This is a genomic window from Flavobacterium hankyongi (assembly GCF_036840915.1).
Taxonomy (GTDB): Bacteria; Bacteroidota; Bacteroidia; order Flavobacteriales; family Flavobacteriaceae; genus Flavobacterium; species Flavobacterium hankyongi.
This window is the reverse complement of record NZ_CP085725.1, coordinates 761424-779365: the sequence shown is the minus strand read 5'-3', so window position 1 is coordinate 779365 and position 17942 is coordinate 761424. Positions and strand designations below refer to the sequence as shown.

Below are 17942 nucleotides of genomic sequence, written 5' to 3'. Positions count from 1 at the left end.
GCCATGAATTATAACGAATTATACAATCAAAGTATTCATTTTCCTTCCGAATTTTGGGAAAAACAAGCCAATGAAATCGAATGGTACAGTAAACCAAGTACTATTTTATCGCAAGACGATAACGGTTATCCACTTTGGTTTAAAGATGGCAAATTAAATGCTTGTTATTTAGCATTAGATAAGCACATTCAAGATGGTTTTGGAGATCAAACAGCCATCATATATGATTCTCCTGTTACTCAAACGATCAAAAAATATACCTTTAATGAAGTAAAGACAGAAGTAGCTAAATTGGCAGGTGGTATGCTTTCTTTAGGATTAAAAAAAGGAGATACCGCTGTAATTTACATGCCTATGATTCCGCAGGCTGCCTTTGCAATGTTAGCTTGTGCGAGAATAGGGGTAACGCATTCGGTAGTTTTTGGCGGATTTGCTCCTCATGAACTTGCTATTCGAATTGATGATTGCAAACCAAGACTGATTATCACTGCTTCCTCAGGAATCGAAGTTGACCGATTGATTGCCTATAAACCTTTAGTCGATGAAGCTATCGAATTAGCCCAACACAAACCTAAAAAAGTAATTGTACTGAATCGAAAATTAGGCGCTAGAATTCCATTCAAAAAGTATGATGTCGACTATGAAGCTATTGTATATGGTTCAGAAGAAACGCCTTGTGTTCCAGTAGAAGCTACTCATCCATTATATGTTTTATATACTTCAGGAACAACAGGAAAACCAAAAGGAATTGTCAGAGACACAGGTGGACATGCTACAGCACTTAAATTTTCAATGCAATATATTTATGGTATAAAAGAAGATGAAGTATTCTGGGCTGCTTCAGATATTGGATGGGCTGTTGGGCACAGTTATACGATTTATGGACCATTATTCAATCGAAATACTTCTATCATATTTGAAGGAAAACCAGTAAAAACACCTGATGCTTCAACCTTTTGGAGAATTATTTCAGAACATAAGGTTAATGTAATGTTTACAGCACCTACAGCTATCAGAGCTATTAAAAAAGAGGATCCAAATGGTGAATTTATAAAACAATATGATTTAAGCAGTCTTAGAACACAGTTTTTAGCTGGTGAACGCTGTGATGTTGCCACTTTGGAATGGTATCAAAAGCATATTTCAATCCCAGTGATTGATCACTGGTGGCAAACTGAATCTGGCTGGCCCATGATTGCAAACATGATGGGGGTAGAGTTTTTACCAATTAAACCAGGTTCTTCAGGAAAACCAGTTACTGGTTATGATATCAGAATTTTTAATGAAAATGGTCAGGAATTAGCCCCAACAGAAGAAGGTTACGTAGTAATTAAATTACCTTTGCCACCAGGAATGATGCTTGATATATGGAACGATCATGAACGTTTCCAAAAAGGATATCTGGATAAATTTCCAGGCTATTATTTCTCAGGTGACGGCGGATTTAAAGATGAAGAAGGTTATGTTTTCATCACCGGAAGGATCGATGACGTAATTAATGTAGCAGGGCATCGTTTGTCTACTGCCGAAATGGAAGAAATTGTTTCCTCACATGATGCTGTGGCCGAGTGTGCCGTTATAGGAATAAATGACGAGTTAAAAGGCCAAATACCTTTAGCCTTAGTGGTTATAAAATCGGGAGAAACCATCGAAAATTTCCAAACACAATACGAGATTGTTCAATTGGTTAGAGATAAAATTGGAGCTGTGGCTTCGTTACGTGATGTGGTAGTAGTGCAACGATTACCCAAAACACGTTCTGGTAAAATATTAAGAAAACTTATTAGAAGTATCGCTGATGGTATAGAGTTTCAAATACCATCAACCATTGATGATGAATCGATTATAGAGGAAATAAAAGAGGATTTTCAAAAACAAAGCATAGGAATTTATAAAAACAGTCCTATCTAAGAAAAACAGAATTAACTAAAAATGACCTATACCTATTTAGCAAAATTATTCATTACAGCAAAAATAGTTTGGTTATATTTACACTACAAATGGTAATATAATATAGAAAGATAATGAGTTATTATAAAATTCAAAATTTAGAGCATTATTTCAAAATGTATAAAAAATCGGTTCGTGAGCCCAAAAAGTTTTGGGATAAAATAGCCGATGAAAACTTTGTTTGGTACCAAAAATGGGACAAAGTTTTTGATGTTAATATGCAAGAAGCGCAGTTCAAATGGTTTTTGGATGCCAAAGTCAATATCACAAAAAATTGTATCGATAGACATTTAGCCCGTCGTGGTGACAAAACGGCTATTATTTTTGAGCCGAATAATCCTGAAGAAGAAGCACTTCATATTTCTTACAACGAGCTATACAAACGAGTATCTAAAATGGCTAATGTTTTGCGAGAGCAAGGCGTTAAAAAGGGAGATAGAGTGTGTATTTATTTGCCAATGATTCCGGAACTAGCGGTTGCTGTTTTGGCTTGTGCGCGAATAGGAGCTATACATTCGGTTATATTTGCGGGTTTCTCAGCTTCAGCTGTGGCTGCCAGAATCCAAGATTGTGAATGTTCGATGGTAATTACTTCTGATGGTGGTTATCGTGGAGAAAAAACGATAAATCTGAAGGGAATTATTGACGAAGCTTTGGAAAAATGCCCTACCGTCGAAAAAGTATTAATGGTAAAAAGAACCCATGAAACAGTTCCAATGAAGGACGGCCGTGATATATGGTTACAACCATTATTAGATAATGCCTTAGACAACAATGTCGCAGAAATTATGGATGCCGAAGATCCTTTATTCATACTTTATACCTCAGGCTCAACCGGTAAACCAAAAGGAATGTTACATACTACTGCAGGATATATGGTGTATACGGGATATACTTTTAAAAACGTCTTCAACTATGAAGAAAATGACATTTTTTGGTGTACTGCCGATATAGGTTGGATTACGGGACATTCTTATATTTTATATGGACCACTACTAAACGGTGCAACGACAGTAATTTTTGAAGGTGTGCCTTCATATCCTGATTTTAGTCGTTTTTGGGAAGTTATCGAAAAACACAATGTAACTCAATTTTATACCGCGCCAACGGCCATTCGTGCTTTGGCAAAAGAAAATTTAGATTACGTACAACGTTTTCCTTTAAGTTCTTTAAAAGTGATTGGAAGTGTTGGAGAACCCATAAACGAAGAAGCTTGGCACTGGTACAATGATCACGTAGGTGGTAAGCGTTGTCCGTTAGTCGATACTTGGTGGCAAACCGAAACAGGTGGAATTATGATATCACCGATTCCTTTTGTAACTCCAACAAAACCAACCTATGCTTCCTTACCATTACCTGGAATTCAACCTGTTCTAATGGATGAATTGCGTAACGAAATTGAAGGAAATCAAGTCACTGGTAGTTTGTGTATAAAATTTCCTTGGCCTAGTATTGCTAGAACGATTTGGGGAGATCATCAAAGATATAAAGAGACTTATTTTACCGCTTTCCCAGGTAAATATTTTACAGGAGATGGTGCGTTGCGTGATGAAGTCGGCTATTACCGAATCACCGGTAGAGTTGACGATGTAGTAATTGTTTCAGGTCATAATTTGGGTACAGCACCAATTGAAGATGCTATTAATGAACATCCAGCTGTGGCCGAAAGTGCTATTGTTGGTTTTCCTCATGATATTAAAGGAAATGCACTTTACGGATTTATTATTTTGAAGGAAGTAGGAGAGAGTAGAGACCGTAATAACTTAGCAAAAGAAATTAATCAGTTGGTATCAGACCAAATTGGCCCTATAGCTAAATTAGATAAAATTCAGTTTGTATCTGGATTACCAAAAACTCGTTCTGGAAAAATCATGCGTCGTATTTTACGTAAGATCGCTGAAGGAGATTTTAGTAATTTTGGAGATATTTCTACGTTATTAAATCCTGAAATTGTAGATGAAATTAAAGATAATAGAGTATAATTAAAAAGCCCTGAATCAGGGCTTTTTATTTTAATTGAAGTTGAGATTTTAATTTTAAAAACAATAAAGCTATTGTAAATGCATCATCTGCATTTGAGCTTTTATCTGCATGAATTATTTTATAATGAGAAACTATTTCATTTAGAGACATTGGTTTATCTTCATGAATATCAAATAATTTTTTATGCATAATTTCAACATCCAACGCTTCATTTTTAATTCTACCACAATCCATTTTGCTTAATGCTTCATTAATCATTTCGACATCTAAATAAATTCTATGTCCAACTAAAGTTGCATTTCCTATATATTCAATAAACTTTTGAATTGCATCAGCTTCCGTTTCAAAATCATTCATTGAAAATTCAAAATAATCATTAACAATAATATTTTGATTAACAATTCCTATGGCAGCAAATGATAATATCACATTTTTTTTAGGATTAATTCCAGATGTCTCAACCGTTAAAGCTACATATCTATTTGATTTTTCTTCAAATTTAGAAATATACTCCATCCAGAAATCTGGATAATCTTTTCCTATTTTTTTAAACCAATCAAGCATTCTATGAAAATTGTGTTAATTGAAAACGGTCTTTTATAATTTCTTCTAAATTGTCCATGGCGTGCAATGCTTGTTTAAGTTTTTCTTTATCTGCTTTTGATAGCTCATCTATATCAATAAAACTACCATCACTATCGTTTTTTAGACCTTCAATTGTTCTAATTCTAGACAATGTTAAAAACGATTCAGCACATTCTAAATAAATTTCAGCATGGGCAGTATCAGTAATAGCAAGTTGCTTAAATCTCAAATAGGTATTATTAATCCCTTTGATCCCCATATTCATAACAAACAATCTAGCACCATCAATTAAAGGCATCAACGCTTTTGTTTTAATATTGAATTTTCCTTTGTGCTCACCTTCTTCTTCTAAATTAAATTTTTTGAAAAAGTTTAAAGGAGCAGGTTTTTTTAAAGCATCATTTCCTAGATAATCATAGAAAAGCACGCTGTTTTTAGCATTTTTGAATATATTTTCAGTAATTTCTGCTTCAATTTTTGGGTCTCCAAAAGCTAATTCGTAGTCAAAATAAATAGTGAAAATTTCGTTAGAAGTTTCACCTGGAGTATTCATCCAACTATTATATTGCTTAATCCATTCTGAAAGAGATCTACATAAATTAGGATTACTAGCCACATGCCCGTAGGCACTATGTTTGTATCCAGCTTGTTCTAACATTGCTGAAGATTTTTTGGATAATTGCACAAAATAATCTTTAACATCTCTGTATTTTTCAGGTTCAACATCCTGGAAAACCAAAATGCTATTATGATCTGTATATAATAATTGTTCTTTCCTTCCTGCACTACCAGTACTTAAAAAAGAAAATGGAACAGGAGGGGAGCCTAATTCTAAAATAGCAATCTCAACAGTCCTTCTTACAATTGCCAAAATAACTTCTCCAGCAATTGCATTTATATGGTTTAAAGGAATGTTTTTAGAAATAGATGTGTTTATAATTTCATCAAGGCTCTGTCTTACTTCTTTTAGTGCTGCACCTGATAGTGCTTTTTTAATTTCCTTTAAAAGGACACCAGGATTATTTGCCTGTGCAGCAATTAAATCTTTTTGTGAAATAATTCCTTTGACAGGTGAGGCGTCTGTACCATCTTCGGTAACACATAAATGGTTTAAATTATGTGTAATCATAACCAATTGAGCCTCTGCAAGTGATATATTTTCCGGAACCGTGAGCACAGGTGAACTCATTATTTTATCAATGTAAGATTGAATTCCATGTTTTCCAGTAGCAACTTTTATTCTAAAGTCGGCATCTGTCACAATTCCTTTAACCAAATCATTTTCAACAACTAAAGCGCTTTCTAAAAGATTATCGCTCATCAAGATTGCAACTTCTTTAATAGAATCTTCTGGGTTAACTTTTAAAGGTTTTCTATTATAGCTAAGTGTTTGAAAAAAAGAAACATCTGTTTGATTTTCGCTTGCATTTACATAAGAAACAATTCTATTAGTATTTTCCTTGTCATTACGTGCATTTGTTGCAAAACTCTCTAATAAAAAGTCTAAAACATCCTGATTTTGAGAAACAAAAGGCTTGAAAGCTTCTATAGGAATAGCATAAATAATACTTTCTTCACGAGCTTTTGCTGTCATTTGGTAATTATTTTTGGCAAAAAAAGGACGTAAACCAAAAATATCTCCTGGATAACATTTATTCAACAATGCTTCTTCAGCATCTGAAATCACTGTAAGATGAATAACGCCTTGATTAACAACATAAAAACAATCATGCAAATTATCATCAACTTTAAAAAGAGTTTTTTCTTTATCTAAATTGATAACACGTATTGAGTTTGCGATATTTTTTAAATCATCAAAACTTAAATAGTTAAATGGCTTAAATTCTTTTAAAAAAAGAGCAACGTGTTCAGCAATTGAATTTTTCATGGAAAGTATACTTAATCGGAAATGTAAAAATAATCACATTTTTTGTAAGAAAGAAGAGTTACTTTAAAAATTCTATTTTACATAATATAAATTATAGTTCAATATATGCATCGAAATCAATCAGCAATACTGAATAATCGTTCACGAAATTTACGTCCAATAGCAATTTGTAGATTTTTTTTATATTCCTCAATTAACCAATCACGATAATTCTTTGTAGAATTTGATAAACAACGACAAAATATTTTTACGCGATAATTCAAAGATTCTTCTAAATATTTGGCTAATTTTTTTGCTTCATTTAAATCATCAGAATTTTCAACACACATTAATGCATGTTGTTCTATAGATTCATCGATAACAAATTTTGGTCGTAAATTTTTAGCTAACGCTTTTTTAAATTCTTCTTCAATATCAAATTCGATATTAATTGAGTTTTTAAATTTTTCACGGATCTCTAATGGCATTTCATATTTAAAATGCATTTCAATTTCTGCGTCTTCACGGAGATTATCTAAATAATATTCTGGAGATTTAAAAATATGTTGCCAATCTACTGGTTCATTCCATAATCCAAATCGAGCTGCATTATTTCCTAAATCAATAATTGAAAATTCTTTTTTATTTGGTAACAATCTAGAGCCGCGACCAATCATTTGAAAATATAATGTTAATGACTTTGTCGCACGATTAATGATAATTGTCTCCACAGATGGTTCATCAAATCCTGTTGTCAAGATTCCAACGGAAGTTAAAATGGCATCTGGTGTATGTTTAAACCACTTAAGAATATCTTTTCTTTCTTCAGCTGGCGTTGTATTATCTAAGTGTTTTATAGTATATCCAGCTTCACGAAATGTGTCGTGTACATATAACGATGTATGAATTCCGTTGTTGAAAATTAATGTCTTTTTACCTTTTGATTGTTCTTCATAAGCAGACAATAATTTGCTTTGCATATCCAATTGTGAATACAATTCATCTGATGATTTAACTGTATAATCACCATTAATACCTATTTTTAAACTAGATAATCCAACATCATAACTATATGTATTAGCTTTTGCTAAAAATCCGTTTTGGATTAATTTATTTATTGGATCACCAACGATAAGTTCTTTATAGTTCTCATACATTGGTAGTTTGATATTCGAACTCAATGGTGTTGCTGTAACTCCCAGAATAAAAGAGTTTTTGAAAGAATTTAGAAGTTTTCTAAATGAATTATAATGTGCTTCGTCAATAATAACTAAACCAACGTTATCAATTTGAAGTTTTTCGTCATTTAATCTATTCTTAAGAGTTTCAACCATAGCTACAAAACATGAATAATCATGCTGGTCCGGCATCTCTTTTACTTTAGAATTAATGATTTTGTTTTTTACACCAAAACTATCAAGCATTTTAGATGTTTGCTTGCATAATTCAATACGGTGTGTCAATACAACAACTTTTTTGTTGTGACTTTCTATATATCGTCTAACAATTTCAGAGAAAATAACTGTTTTTCCTCCTCCTGTTGGCAATTGATAAAGTAAGTGATAATTTTGAGAAACGTTATCCATCTTATCAAAAATGGCGTTTATATCGCGTTTTTGATAATCATATAGTTCTTTTTTCCCTTCAATTATTTCTTCAAAGGAGTTGTGTTGCATGTTGTTTTTATTCAATTTTTGCAAAAGTACTGCTAAAAAAGTGTTATTCAGTACTTTTTCTGAGAAATTTAATATTTATATAATTTTTAACTTATTTTAAAAGCACAGTTAATAATCTCTTTGTAAAAGATTTCTTTACTTTGCAGTATCTAATTTTCCAGTGTTTATTATGTTAAAATTTTTCAGAAAAGTTGCCTTGCTTGAAGGTGTTTCATATTTAGCTTTATTTGCTAATATGCTTTTGATAAAACCAACAAACATTGATCTATACAAACAAATTCTTTTTCCGTTAGGAATGGCTCATGGAATTCTATTTATAGGTTATATTTTATTAGCAATTTTACTTAAAAAATCGCAAGCATGGAATATCAAAACATTTGGATTAATTTTGATTGCCTCTCTCCTACCTTTTGGAACATTTTATATTGAGAAGAAATATTTAAGAAATGCTTAAATTCACAGAGAAAATCTTTGGTTGGTGCTTTAAATTATTAATGAAATTAGACTTTAATGAGACACTTGCTGCTTATTTAAGTCTAACTGTCAATATAATTATTTTAGGTTTCATTTCCTATATTATATACATGGTTTCAAGATTTTTTCTTGTTACCATTATGGCAGTAGTAGCTAAAAAAACGAAAACTAAATTTGATGATTTATTGGTTTCTAATGAAACGGCTAAATATATTTCTCACTTAATTCCTTTAATTTATATATATAAGTCGGTTCCAATAATTTTGGAAGATTTTACTTCGTGGGAAGCAATATTTTCTAGACTTGTAGCAGTTTATATTGTTGTTTTGACTCTTTGGGTCATTAATTCAATTCTAAAAGCTATTAGAGATCACTTAAAGACTAAAAGTGAATATAGTGACAAACCAATAGATAGTTATGTTCAAGTAATCATGATTTTATTATGGATTCTTGGAATAACAATAATTGTAGCAAAAATTTTTGATGTAGATCCTAATACATTATTTAAAACAATTGGTGCTGTTTCTGCAATTATTATATTGATTTTCAGGGATTCAATCTTAGGATTTGTAGCGAGTGTTCAAGTATCTATTAATGATATGGTTCGTATTGGTGATTGGATTACTATGGAAAAATTTGGTGCCGATGGAGATGTAATAGAAATTAATTTATCGACCGTAAAAGTTAGAAATTTTGATCATACAACTACCACTATTCCAACATACAGTTTAATTTCTGATAGTTTCAGAAACTGGCGAGGGATGATTTCTTCAGATGGAAGAAGAATAAAACGCCACATATCTATAAAAACAAGTTCTATTAAATTTTTGAATGAAGAAGAATTAGAGGAATACAAAAAAATTCATTTGCTTAAAAATTATATAGAAAAGAAAGTAAAAGATATAAACGCTCATAATAAAACACATAGCATTGATAAATCATTAGCTATTAACGGTCGTAATCTTACTAATTTAGGTTTGTTTAGAAAATATCTTACGGCATACTTAGAAAATTATCCTGGATTAAATAAAGATATGTTATTAATGGTTAGACATTTACAACCTACAGACAAAGGAATACCAATTGAGATTTATGCTTTTTCAAAAGATAAACGTTGGTTGAATTATGAGTATATCATGAGCGATATTTTTGATCATGTTATTGCGTCTGTTAGTTATTTTGATTTAGAAGTTTTTGAATTGCCTTCAGGAAAAAATGCTGTTAGTGAGGCTTAATGATTATTAATCCTCATTTTGCATTCTATCTTTAACAAATTCAACCTTGGTTTTTCCATGAGCTTTTGGTTTTCCATCCTCTCCAAGGCTTACCATTGTAATTGTGTCAATTGTAATTATGGTTTCACGTGTCATCATGTTGCGAACTTCACATTTTAAAATCAGAGAAGAATTTCCAAACTTTACCACATCTAAACCAATTTCTACAATATCACCTTGTTTGGCAGAACTGATAAAATTAATCTCCGACATGTGTTTGGTTACTACTCTTGGATTTTCTAATTGTACAATTGAGTATAAAGCTGCTTCTTCATCTATCCATGCCAATAGTTTTCCTCCAAATAAGGAGTGATTTGGATTTAAATCTTCGGGTTTTACCCATTTTCTAGTGTGAAATCGCATATTTCAATATTTAATTAATTTGTTTAGACAAAAAAGTGTCTATTATATCTTTATGGTCAAAAGCCAATTCAGGTAAATCATCAATAGCAAACCAATACGCTTCTTTTGCATCGTCAGCAGCTATAGCAATTGTATCATCTGCTACTTTACCAAAATAGGCAACCGAAACTGTATGACTTCTAGGATCTCGACCTGGCTTTCCAAAAGCTCCAATTTGCTCTAATGCATCCACTTTTATTGATGTTTCTTCAAGCAATTCCCTTTTAGCTGCATCTTCCAGATCTTCGTTTTCATCTACAAAACCTCCAGGCAACGCCCAACAATCTTTAAAAGGATCTTTTAAGCGCTTAATCAACAAAATTTTATTGCATTTACGCAGGACAATATCAACAGTTACAAATATTTTTGAAGTGTACATAACAGAGGTTTTCAACACTAAATTACTAATAACTTTTGAAAGTAAATTCTCATTCTGGAAGGATTTTTACTAAATTTAATAAAAAACAAAAAATGGATACCCGTGATGAAAAACTCTTAAATTTAAGAGGTGAAATTTTAGGAAATGTGAATGCACAATCTTCATCTGAAGAAGCATTTCAAAATAAAACTATCCGTCCAATTTTAAAATTCCAAAATGATTTGTTTGTTCAAGTCTTTATTAATTATGCTGTAAAACAAAAGAATGTGTTTTTTACACTTCCTCCCGAAAAAAAAATGGCATACATTGAAAACGTCATTCAAAAAGACATCAAATTTCGTAATTCGCTAAAAGGAATTGTCATGGCCTTATTTACAGTCGATGAATACACGGAATACATAAAAAATTCATCAAACCTAAATAAAAGAATGATGAATTTATTAATTGAACGACTTAAAAGTCAAGTAATGTTATTAGAAGAAATAATTTAATAAATAGGTTCGCCATTTAAGTTTGTTCCTAGTACATCACTCATGTAATCAAAGAAAGGTCTCATTGCCATGAACGTATTTATAGCCTCCTCTTTGAAATTAGAACTAATCACTTCTTTGTCTGTAAAACGGCGGTAAACCAAATATTGTTTCTTGCGGATTAAATCAATCGCTGGATGTTCTTTATCAAAGTCTTTTGGAGCTGTTTTTAATTCGGCACCTTGCAAAGTACCAAAATACTTTACAAAATTTTCTTCGGAAACAATTGAACGTATTTCGGTATCATCTAATTCAAATTCTTTTCTAATACGTTTCAAATCTTCTGCATTTGGTTCCCAAAATCCGCCACCAATAAAGCTTCCACTAGGTTGAATGTGTAAATAATATCCGCCTCTTAAATAAGGCTTCGCTCTATCATAACTTACACTGAAATTATTTTTATAGGGTGTTTTATCTTTAGAAAACCGAATGTCACGATAAATACGGTGAATTTGCATTTTCTCCAACTTATCTTTCACAGATAATTCTAGATTAATTTCCTGAAAAAGTGATTTAACAACTTCCTGATGTTTTTCAAATCTCTTTTTATGTTCGTTAAACCAATCTCTGTTATTGTTTTGGGCCAATTCTGAAAGAAAATCGAGTTCTTCTTTTGAAATCATTTTTTATTTTAAAAATACCAAAATTCAATCTGTAACTCCAAAATTATCTAGTCCTTTCTTTTAAAACTTCAACAACATTATCTAACTTGAATCCTTTTGCTTGTAACAGAATAAGATAGTGAAACAATAAATCGGCACTTTCATTTAGGAATAGACTATCATCGTTGTCTTTAGCTTCAATAACAACTTCTACAGCCTCCTCTCCTACCTTTTGCGCAATTTTATTGATTCCTTTCTCAAAAAGCGAAGCCACATAACTATTTTCTTTCGTCGAATTATTTTTTCTATCCTGAATAACGTTTTCAAGTTGTGATAAAAATCCAAAATTACTTTCATTAGCTTCCTGCCAACACGTAGCTGCTCCTGTATGACAAGTCGGTCCAAGAGGTTTAACTTTTATAAGCAAAGTATCTTCATCACAATCGTTTTGAATGGAGAACAATTCCAAAAAATTACCACTTTCCTCTCCTTTTGTCCATAATCTATTTTTTGAGCGCGAGAAAAAAGTTACTTTTTTAGTTTCCAATGTTTTATCCAATGCTTCCTGATTCATATAACCCAGCATTAACACAGTTTTTGTTCCATTATCCTGAATAATGGCAGGAATGAGTCCGTTAGTGTATTTTGTAAAATCCAGTTTCATAAAAATTATAAGTTATTAATTATGAGTTATACTCTCATAAGTATATTGTTCTGATTTAAATAATCTTTTAAATCTGGGACTTGAATTTCATCAAAGTGAAAAACGCTGGCTGCCAAACAAGCATCGGCTTTTCCTTTTTGGAATCCCTCCAAAAAATGTTCTCTTGTTCCTGCTCCGCCCGATGCAATGATTGGGATATTAACCAACTGCGTTAACTCGAATAAAGCATCATTGGCAAAACCATCTTTGGTGCCATCGTTATTCATAGAGGTAAATAAAATTTCTCCTGCACCGCGTTGCTCCGCCTCTTTTGCCCAATCGAACAAATTAATTTCAGTAGGTTGCTTCCCTCCTACTAAATGTACTTTCCAAACTCCGTCTATTTGCTTAGCATCAATGGCTACCACAATACACTGACTGCCAAATTTGGCCGACAATTCATTAATTAAATCTGGATTTTTAACTGCAGAAGAATTTACCGAAACTTTATCTGCTCCATTTCTTAACAGCAATTCAACATCTTTAACAGAAGAAATTCCACCGCCAACCGTAAACGGAATGTTAATGGCTTTGGCGACCTCTCTAACCAACGGAATTAATGTTTTTCTTCTTTCTTCTGTGGCAGAAATATCCAAAAAAACCAATTCATCAGCACCCGAATTGGTATATTTTTTTGCCAATTCTACTGGATCACCAGCATCACGAAGTCCAACAAAATTTACTCCTTTAACGGTTCTTCCGTTTTTGATATCCAAACAAGGAATGATTCTTTTTGTTAGCATCTTACTTATTATTTAAAATGAATTGTTCCAATTGATTTAAACCAATCTTTCCTTCATAAATGGCTTTACCAATAATAGCTCCTTCACAACCTATTTCGGCTAATTGCGGTAATTCTTCAAAAATTGAAATACCACCAGAAGCAATGAGTTTAACGTTTTTACATTCAGACAAAATCTTTTTATATAAATCGAAACTTGGTCCTTGTAACATTCCGTCTTTATCAATATCAGTACAAATCACATAGCTAATCCCTTTATTTTGATAAGCTTGAATAAAAGGAATCAATTCCTCCTTACTTTCTTCTAACCAACCTGAAACGGCAATTTTTTCATTTTTGACATCGGCTCCTAAAATAATTTTTTCAGAACCATAATTCTCTATCCAATTTGCAAAAAGTTCTGGATTTTTAACCGCAATACTTCCTCCTGTAATTTGGTTAGCACCACATTCAAAAGCGATTCGCAAATCATCTTCAGATTTTAATCCACCTCCAAAATCAATTTTTAAGTTCGTTTTTGAAACTATTTGCTCTAAAATTTTATGGTTGATGATTCTGCTTGATTTTGCTCCGTCTAAATCTACCAAATGCAAATACTGTATTCCATAATCTTCAAATTGTTTAGCTACTTCCAATGGATTTTCGTTATATACTTTTATAGTATCGTAATTACCTTTTGATAAGCGAACACACTTTCCTTCAATAATATCTATGGCTGGTATAATTCTCATTTTGATTCTAGATTTAAAAAATTCTTTAGTATTAATTCACCTGCTTTTCCGCTTTTTTCAGGGTGAAATTGTACTCCATAAAAATTATCTTTCTGAATAGCCGATGCATATTCGATACCGTAATTAGTAGTTGCAATCGAATATTCGTTGGCGGGCGCATAAAAGCTGTGTACCAAATACATGTATTCTTTTTCTGAAATTCCGTCAAATAATGAAGATTTCAAATTATAAATAGTATTCCAGCCCATTTGAGGTACCTTCATTTGATTGGAAAATTTTTTAATAGCAATATCAAAAATTCCCAAGCCTTTTGCATTTCCTTCTTCTGACGATTTACACAATAATTGCATACCCAAACAAATACCCAAGACAGGTTGTTTTAATTGAAGTATTACTTTATCTAAACCTTTCTCATGTAGCATTTTCATTGCACTACTAGCCTCTCCTACTCCTGGAAAAATAACTTTATCAGCAGTATTAATTTCATTAGCATCTGAAGTCACTTTTCCCGTAAAACCAAGTCTTTCTAGAGCAAAAAGTACGCTTTGTACATTTCCTGCTCCATAATCTATAATGGCAATGTTCATTATAACATTCCTTTTGTAGATGGTAAAATCATTTTTTCGGCATCTCTTTTAACAGCCATTTTGATGGCTTTTGCAAAGGCTTTGAAAATAGCTTCAATTTTGTGGTGTTCATTAGTACCTTCAGCTTTGATATTCAGATTGCATTTTGAACCATCTGTAAACGATTTAAAAAAGTGATAAAACATTTCGGTAGGCATTTCCCCTATTTTTTCACGCTTGAATTCGGCATCCCATACCAACCAATTTCTTCCGCCAAAATCGATAGCTACCTGCGCTAAACAATCATCCATTGGCAATGTAAAACCATAACGTTCAATACCTAACTTGTTTCCTAGAGCCTGATTAAAAACTTCACCTAATGCAATTGCAGTATCTTCAATGGCGTGGTGTTCGTCTACTTCCAAATCTCCGTTTACTTGAATATCCAAATCCATTTGTCCGTGACGAGCAATTTGGTCTAACATATGATCAAAAAAAGCCAAACCTGTTTTGATGTTACTTTTACCAGTTCCATCTAGATTTATGTTGATTTGAATATCCGTTTCATTTGTTTTTCGAGTGATAGAAGCAACTCTGTTTTCCAACTTTAAAAATGCATAAATTTTTTCCCAATCATTAGTCTCTAAAGCAATGAAAGATTGTAATTCCTCTTGCTTAACAGAAATTTCACCAGTTCCCAAATTGGTATTATCTTGAATAAAAATTCCTTTTGCTCCAAGGTTTTTGGCTAGTTCAACATCGGTTAATCGATCACCAATGACGAATGAGTTTACTAAATCATAGTTTTCTGAAAAATATTCGGTTAATAATCCAGTTCTCGGTTTTCTGGTGTTGGCATTTTCATGAGGAAATGTCCTGTCAATAAGAACTTTATTGAATATGATTCCTTCATTTTCGTACGTTTTCATGATGAAATTATGTACTGGCCAGAATGTTTCTTCAGGAAATGAAGTTGTACCTAATCCGTCCTGATTGGTTATCATAACCAACTCATAGTCTAATTCTTTAGCTATTTTACTTAAAAAAGGAATACATTTAGGATAGAAAATCATTTTTTCAAAACCATCAATCTGTTCATCAATGGTTTCTTTTATAATAGTACCGTCCCGGTCAATAAATAAAACTTTCTTAGGCATTTTGTAATGATTTTAGTGTGTTTAATAATTTGTTATTCTCGTCAGCAGTTCCTATGGTAATCCGTAAACAATTTTCACATAAAGTTTGATTACTTCTATTACGAACTACAATTCCTTGTTCCAGTAGTTGCTTGTATCTTTTTGAAGCATCATCTACTTTTACCAATATAAAGTTTGCATCTGATTCATATATTTTTACAACAAAATTAACTTCAAGTAATTGTTTAAATAAAAGCTCCTTATTACCCTTTAAAACAGAAATTTCCTTTTTAACCGAATCGTTTTTTTTAAGCCTTTCAATCGCTTTTAATTGAGTCAATACATTAACATTGTATGGTGGTTTAATCTTGTTCAAAATTGATGTTATTTCTTTTGAGGCATATAAAATACCCAAACGAATTCCTGCCATGCCATAAGCTTTAGAAAGAGTTTGTGTGATAATTAAATTAGGATAATCATTTAATTCTTGTAACCAACTTTCTTTATCTGAAAAGTCGATATAAGCTTCATCTATAACTATCAAGCCTTTAAACTTTTGTAATAAAGTTACAATACTTTCATCTGAAAATGAATTCCCTGTTGGATTATTGGGCGAACACAAGAAAATAATTTTAGTTTTCTGGTCAACAGCCTCTAATATCTGTACTAAATCTGGTTGAAAATCTTTAGTTAGAATTACTTCCCTATTTTCTATTGCATTCAAATTAGCCAACACATCATACATCCCATATGTAGGAGGCAAAGTAATTACATTGTCCTGTCTGGGTTCACAAAAAGCTCTAAATAATAAATCCAACACTTCATCACTTCCGTTTCCTAGAAGGATTTGATCTTCAGTTATATTATTGATCTTTGATAAAATTGATTTTACCGACTTTTGTTGTGGGTCAGGATAACGATTTACCCCATTCTCAAAGGGATTCTCGTTGGCATCTAAAAAAATCATTTCTTTTTCAAAATCCTCAAATTCATCTCTTGCTGATGAATAAGATTTCATTTGCTTAATATTTTTTCTGATTAAATTTTCAATATTCATTTTGTAGTGCTTTTAATCGTATAGAAACAGCGTTTTTGTGAGCTTGTAAACCTTCGGCTTCGGCCATAATTTCAATTGTTTTCCCTAAATTTAGTATGCCTTCTTTACTGATTTTTTGAAAAGTGATTGACTTTAAAAAGCTATCTAAACTTACACCGCTGTAATTTTTAGCATAACCATTTGTAGGCAACGTATGATTTGTACCTGAGGCGTAATCACCAGCGCTTTCAGGAGTGTAATCTCCAATGAATACTGAGCCGGCATTACTAATATTTTCAACAAAATATTCTTCTTTTTTAGAACAAATTATAAAATGTTCAGGGGCGTATAAATTGATAAAATCTAAAGCTTCTTCAGCACTTTTAAAAAGAATCATTTTAGAGTTTTCAATGGCTTTTTCGGCTATTTCTTTTCTCGTTAATACAGTTAATTGTGATTTGAGTTCGTTTTCTACCAATTTTAGAAAAGATTTTGATGTCGTAGCAAAAATTACTTGACTATCCGTTCCGTGCTCCGCTTGGCTCAATAAGTCAGAAGCAACAAACCTTGGATTAGCTGATTCATCAGCAAATACTAAAAGTTCACTTGGTCCTGCAGGCATATCGATAGCTACTCCATATTGCGTTGCGACTTGTTTAGCTACGGTGACAAATTGGTTTCCTGGTCCAAAAATTTTAGAAACTTTAGGAATAGTGTTTGTTCCAAATGTTAGACCAGCAATGGCTTGGATTCCACCAACTTTCAAAATTTGGGTAACTCCACATAACTGTGCTGTGAAAAGGATTGCAGGATTTATTTTACCATTTTTATCTGGTGGTGAACACAATACAATTTCTTTACAACCTGCAATTTGAGCTGGAATAGCCAACATTAAAACTGTTGAAAACAAAGGAGCTGTTCCTCCAGGAATATACAATCCAACTTTTTCTATGGGACGTTTTTCCATCCAACAATTTACACCCATAGTTGTTTCTACTTCAATTTTTGAACGTTTTTGAATCATGTGAAACTTAGTGATATTCGCCTTTGCAGTTGCTATAGCTACTTTCAATTCAGCACTGATTTGTTGATTGGCTTCTAAAAACTCGGTTTGAGAAACTCGGATATCTTCAATCACAACTCCATCAAATACCGAGGTATATTTAGCAACTGCATTGTCGCCATTAGTTTGAATGTCTTTAAAAATTAATTTTGTAGTTTCTTCAATTTCTTTAAAGGATTGAGTTGGTCTTTCTGTTAATTTTTCCCACTCGTTTGTTTTTGGATAAATATATTTTTTCATTTT

18 protein-coding genes are annotated in these 17942 nt (G+C 32.1%); 5 read left to right on the top strand and 13 right to left on the bottom strand.

The window, feature by feature from the left end; all coding sequences use genetic code 11:
* The first annotated feature begins 3 nt into the window (after positions 1-3).
* Both LJY17_RS03600 and acs read left to right on the top strand, forming a co-directional pair.
* A complete protein-coding gene (locus tag LJY17_RS03600) occupies positions 4-1911 on the top strand; it encodes an acetate--CoA ligase (protein WP_264542488.1) in 1908 nt (635 codons plus the stop codon).
* Between the two features lie 113 nt (positions 1912-2024).
* The gene (acs, locus tag LJY17_RS03595; protein WP_264542487.1) at positions 2025-3932 is read left to right on the top strand and encodes an acetate--CoA ligase; all 1908 of its coding nucleotides are present in this window, start codon (positions 2025-2027) and stop codon (positions 3930-3932) included.
* A 25-nt stretch (positions 3933-3957) separates the two neighbouring features.
* Here the strand turns inward: acs and LJY17_RS03590 are convergent, their stop codons facing one another.
* The 3 genes from LJY17_RS03590 to LJY17_RS03580 all read right to left on the bottom strand — a co-directional run bounded on the left by LJY17_RS03590 (position 3958) and on the right by LJY17_RS03580 (position 8061).
* On the bottom strand, positions 3958-4497 hold the full coding sequence (locus LJY17_RS03590) for a 3'-5' exonuclease (protein WP_264542486.1): 540 nt from the start codon (positions 4495-4497) through the stop codon (positions 3958-3960).
* Position 4498: 1 nt separating this feature from the next.
* Positions 4499-6406 carry a DUF294 nucleotidyltransferase-like domain-containing protein gene (locus tag LJY17_RS03585; protein WP_264542485.1) on the bottom strand — a complete coding sequence of 636 codons (1908 nt, stop codon included), beginning with the start codon at positions 6404-6406 and terminating at the stop codon, positions 4499-4501.
* A gap of 116 nt (positions 6407-6522) precedes the next feature.
* The gene (locus LJY17_RS03580) at positions 6523-8061 is read right to left on the bottom strand and encodes a DEAD/DEAH box helicase (protein ID WP_264542484.1); all 1539 of its coding nucleotides are present in this window, start codon (positions 8059-8061) and stop codon (positions 6523-6525) included.
* A 169-nt stretch (positions 8062-8230) separates the two neighbouring features.
* Here LJY17_RS03580 and LJY17_RS03575 point away from each other — a divergent pair, with 169 nt between their 5' ends.
* Both LJY17_RS03575 and LJY17_RS03570 read left to right on the top strand, forming a co-directional pair.
* Complete coding sequence (locus LJY17_RS03575) at positions 8231-8515, top strand: DUF3817 domain-containing protein (protein WP_264542483.1); 285 nt, start codon at positions 8231-8233, stop codon at positions 8513-8515.
* Positions 8508-9770: a mechanosensitive ion channel family protein gene (locus LJY17_RS03570; RefSeq protein WP_264542482.1), complete on the top strand. Its 1263-nt coding sequence runs from the start codon at positions 8508-8510 to the stop codon at positions 9768-9770. The genes LJY17_RS03575 and LJY17_RS03570 overlap by 8 nt, the downstream gene beginning before the upstream one ends.
* 6 nt (positions 9771-9776) lie before the next feature.
* Here the strand turns inward: LJY17_RS03570 and LJY17_RS03565 are convergent, their stop codons facing one another.
* Positions 9777-10172, bottom strand: a complete 396-nt coding sequence (locus LJY17_RS03565; RefSeq protein WP_264542481.1) for an acyl-CoA thioesterase — start codon at positions 10170-10172, stop codon at positions 9777-9779.
* A gap of 10 nt (positions 10173-10182) precedes the next feature.
* Entirely contained in the window at positions 10183-10590 is a 408-nt protein-coding gene (locus LJY17_RS03560) for an NUDIX hydrolase (protein WP_264542480.1), read from the bottom strand.
* 92 nt (positions 10591-10682) lie between these two features.
* On the opposite strand from LJY17_RS03560, the gene LJY17_RS03555 reads away from it, so the two are divergent.
* A complete protein-coding gene (locus LJY17_RS03555; RefSeq protein WP_264542479.1) occupies positions 10683-11081 on the top strand; it encodes a glyoxalase in 399 nt (132 codons plus the stop codon).
* On the opposite strand, the gene LJY17_RS03550 is transcribed toward LJY17_RS03555, so the two are convergent.
* From LJY17_RS03550 to hisD, 8 genes are read right to left on the bottom strand one after another with little or no spacing between them, the layout of a single operon-like run.
* Positions 11078-11743: a DUF2461 domain-containing protein gene (locus tag LJY17_RS03550; protein ID WP_264542478.1), complete on the bottom strand. Its 666-nt coding sequence runs from the start codon at positions 11741-11743 to the stop codon at positions 11078-11080. The genes LJY17_RS03555 and LJY17_RS03550 overlap by 4 nt on opposite strands.
* Before the next feature lie 43 nt (positions 11744-11786).
* Positions 11787-12386 (bottom strand): bifunctional phosphoribosyl-AMP cyclohydrolase/phosphoribosyl-ATP diphosphatase HisIE, encoded by a 600-nt coding sequence (hisIE, locus tag LJY17_RS03545; protein WP_264542477.1) that lies wholly within the window; start codon positions 12384-12386, stop codon positions 11787-11789.
* A gap of 26 nt (positions 12387-12412) precedes the next feature.
* Complete coding sequence (gene hisF / locus LJY17_RS03540; protein WP_264542476.1) at positions 12413-13168, bottom strand: imidazole glycerol phosphate synthase subunit HisF; 756 nt, start codon at positions 13166-13168, stop codon at positions 12413-12415.
* Position 13169: 1 nt separating this feature from the next.
* Positions 13170-13898, bottom strand: coding sequence for a 1-(5-phosphoribosyl)-5-[(5-phosphoribosylamino)methylideneamino]imidazole-4-carboxamide isomerase (gene hisA, locus LJY17_RS03535; protein WP_264542475.1), 729 nt, complete (start codon positions 13896-13898; stop codon positions 13170-13172).
* Positions 13895-14485 (bottom strand): imidazole glycerol phosphate synthase subunit HisH, encoded by a 591-nt coding sequence (hisH, locus tag LJY17_RS03530; RefSeq protein WP_264542474.1) that lies wholly within the window; start codon positions 14483-14485, stop codon positions 13895-13897. Before hisH ends, hisA begins: the two co-directional genes overlap by 4 nt.
* Entirely contained in the window at positions 14485-15621 is a 1137-nt protein-coding gene (gene hisB / locus LJY17_RS03525) for a bifunctional histidinol-phosphatase/imidazoleglycerol-phosphate dehydratase HisB (RefSeq protein WP_264542473.1), read from the bottom strand. The genes hisH and hisB overlap by 1 nt, the downstream gene beginning before the upstream one ends.
* Positions 15614-16657 (bottom strand): histidinol-phosphate transaminase, encoded by a 1044-nt coding sequence (gene hisC, locus LJY17_RS03520; protein WP_264542472.1) that lies wholly within the window; start codon positions 16655-16657, stop codon positions 15614-15616. The genes hisB and hisC overlap by 8 nt, the downstream gene beginning before the upstream one ends.
* The gene (gene hisD, locus LJY17_RS03515) at positions 16647-17939 is read right to left on the bottom strand and encodes a histidinol dehydrogenase (RefSeq protein ID WP_264542471.1); all 1293 of its coding nucleotides are present in this window, start codon (positions 17937-17939) and stop codon (positions 16647-16649) included. Before hisD ends, hisC begins: the two co-directional genes overlap by 11 nt.
* Between the last annotated feature and the right edge of the window lie 3 nt (positions 17940-17942).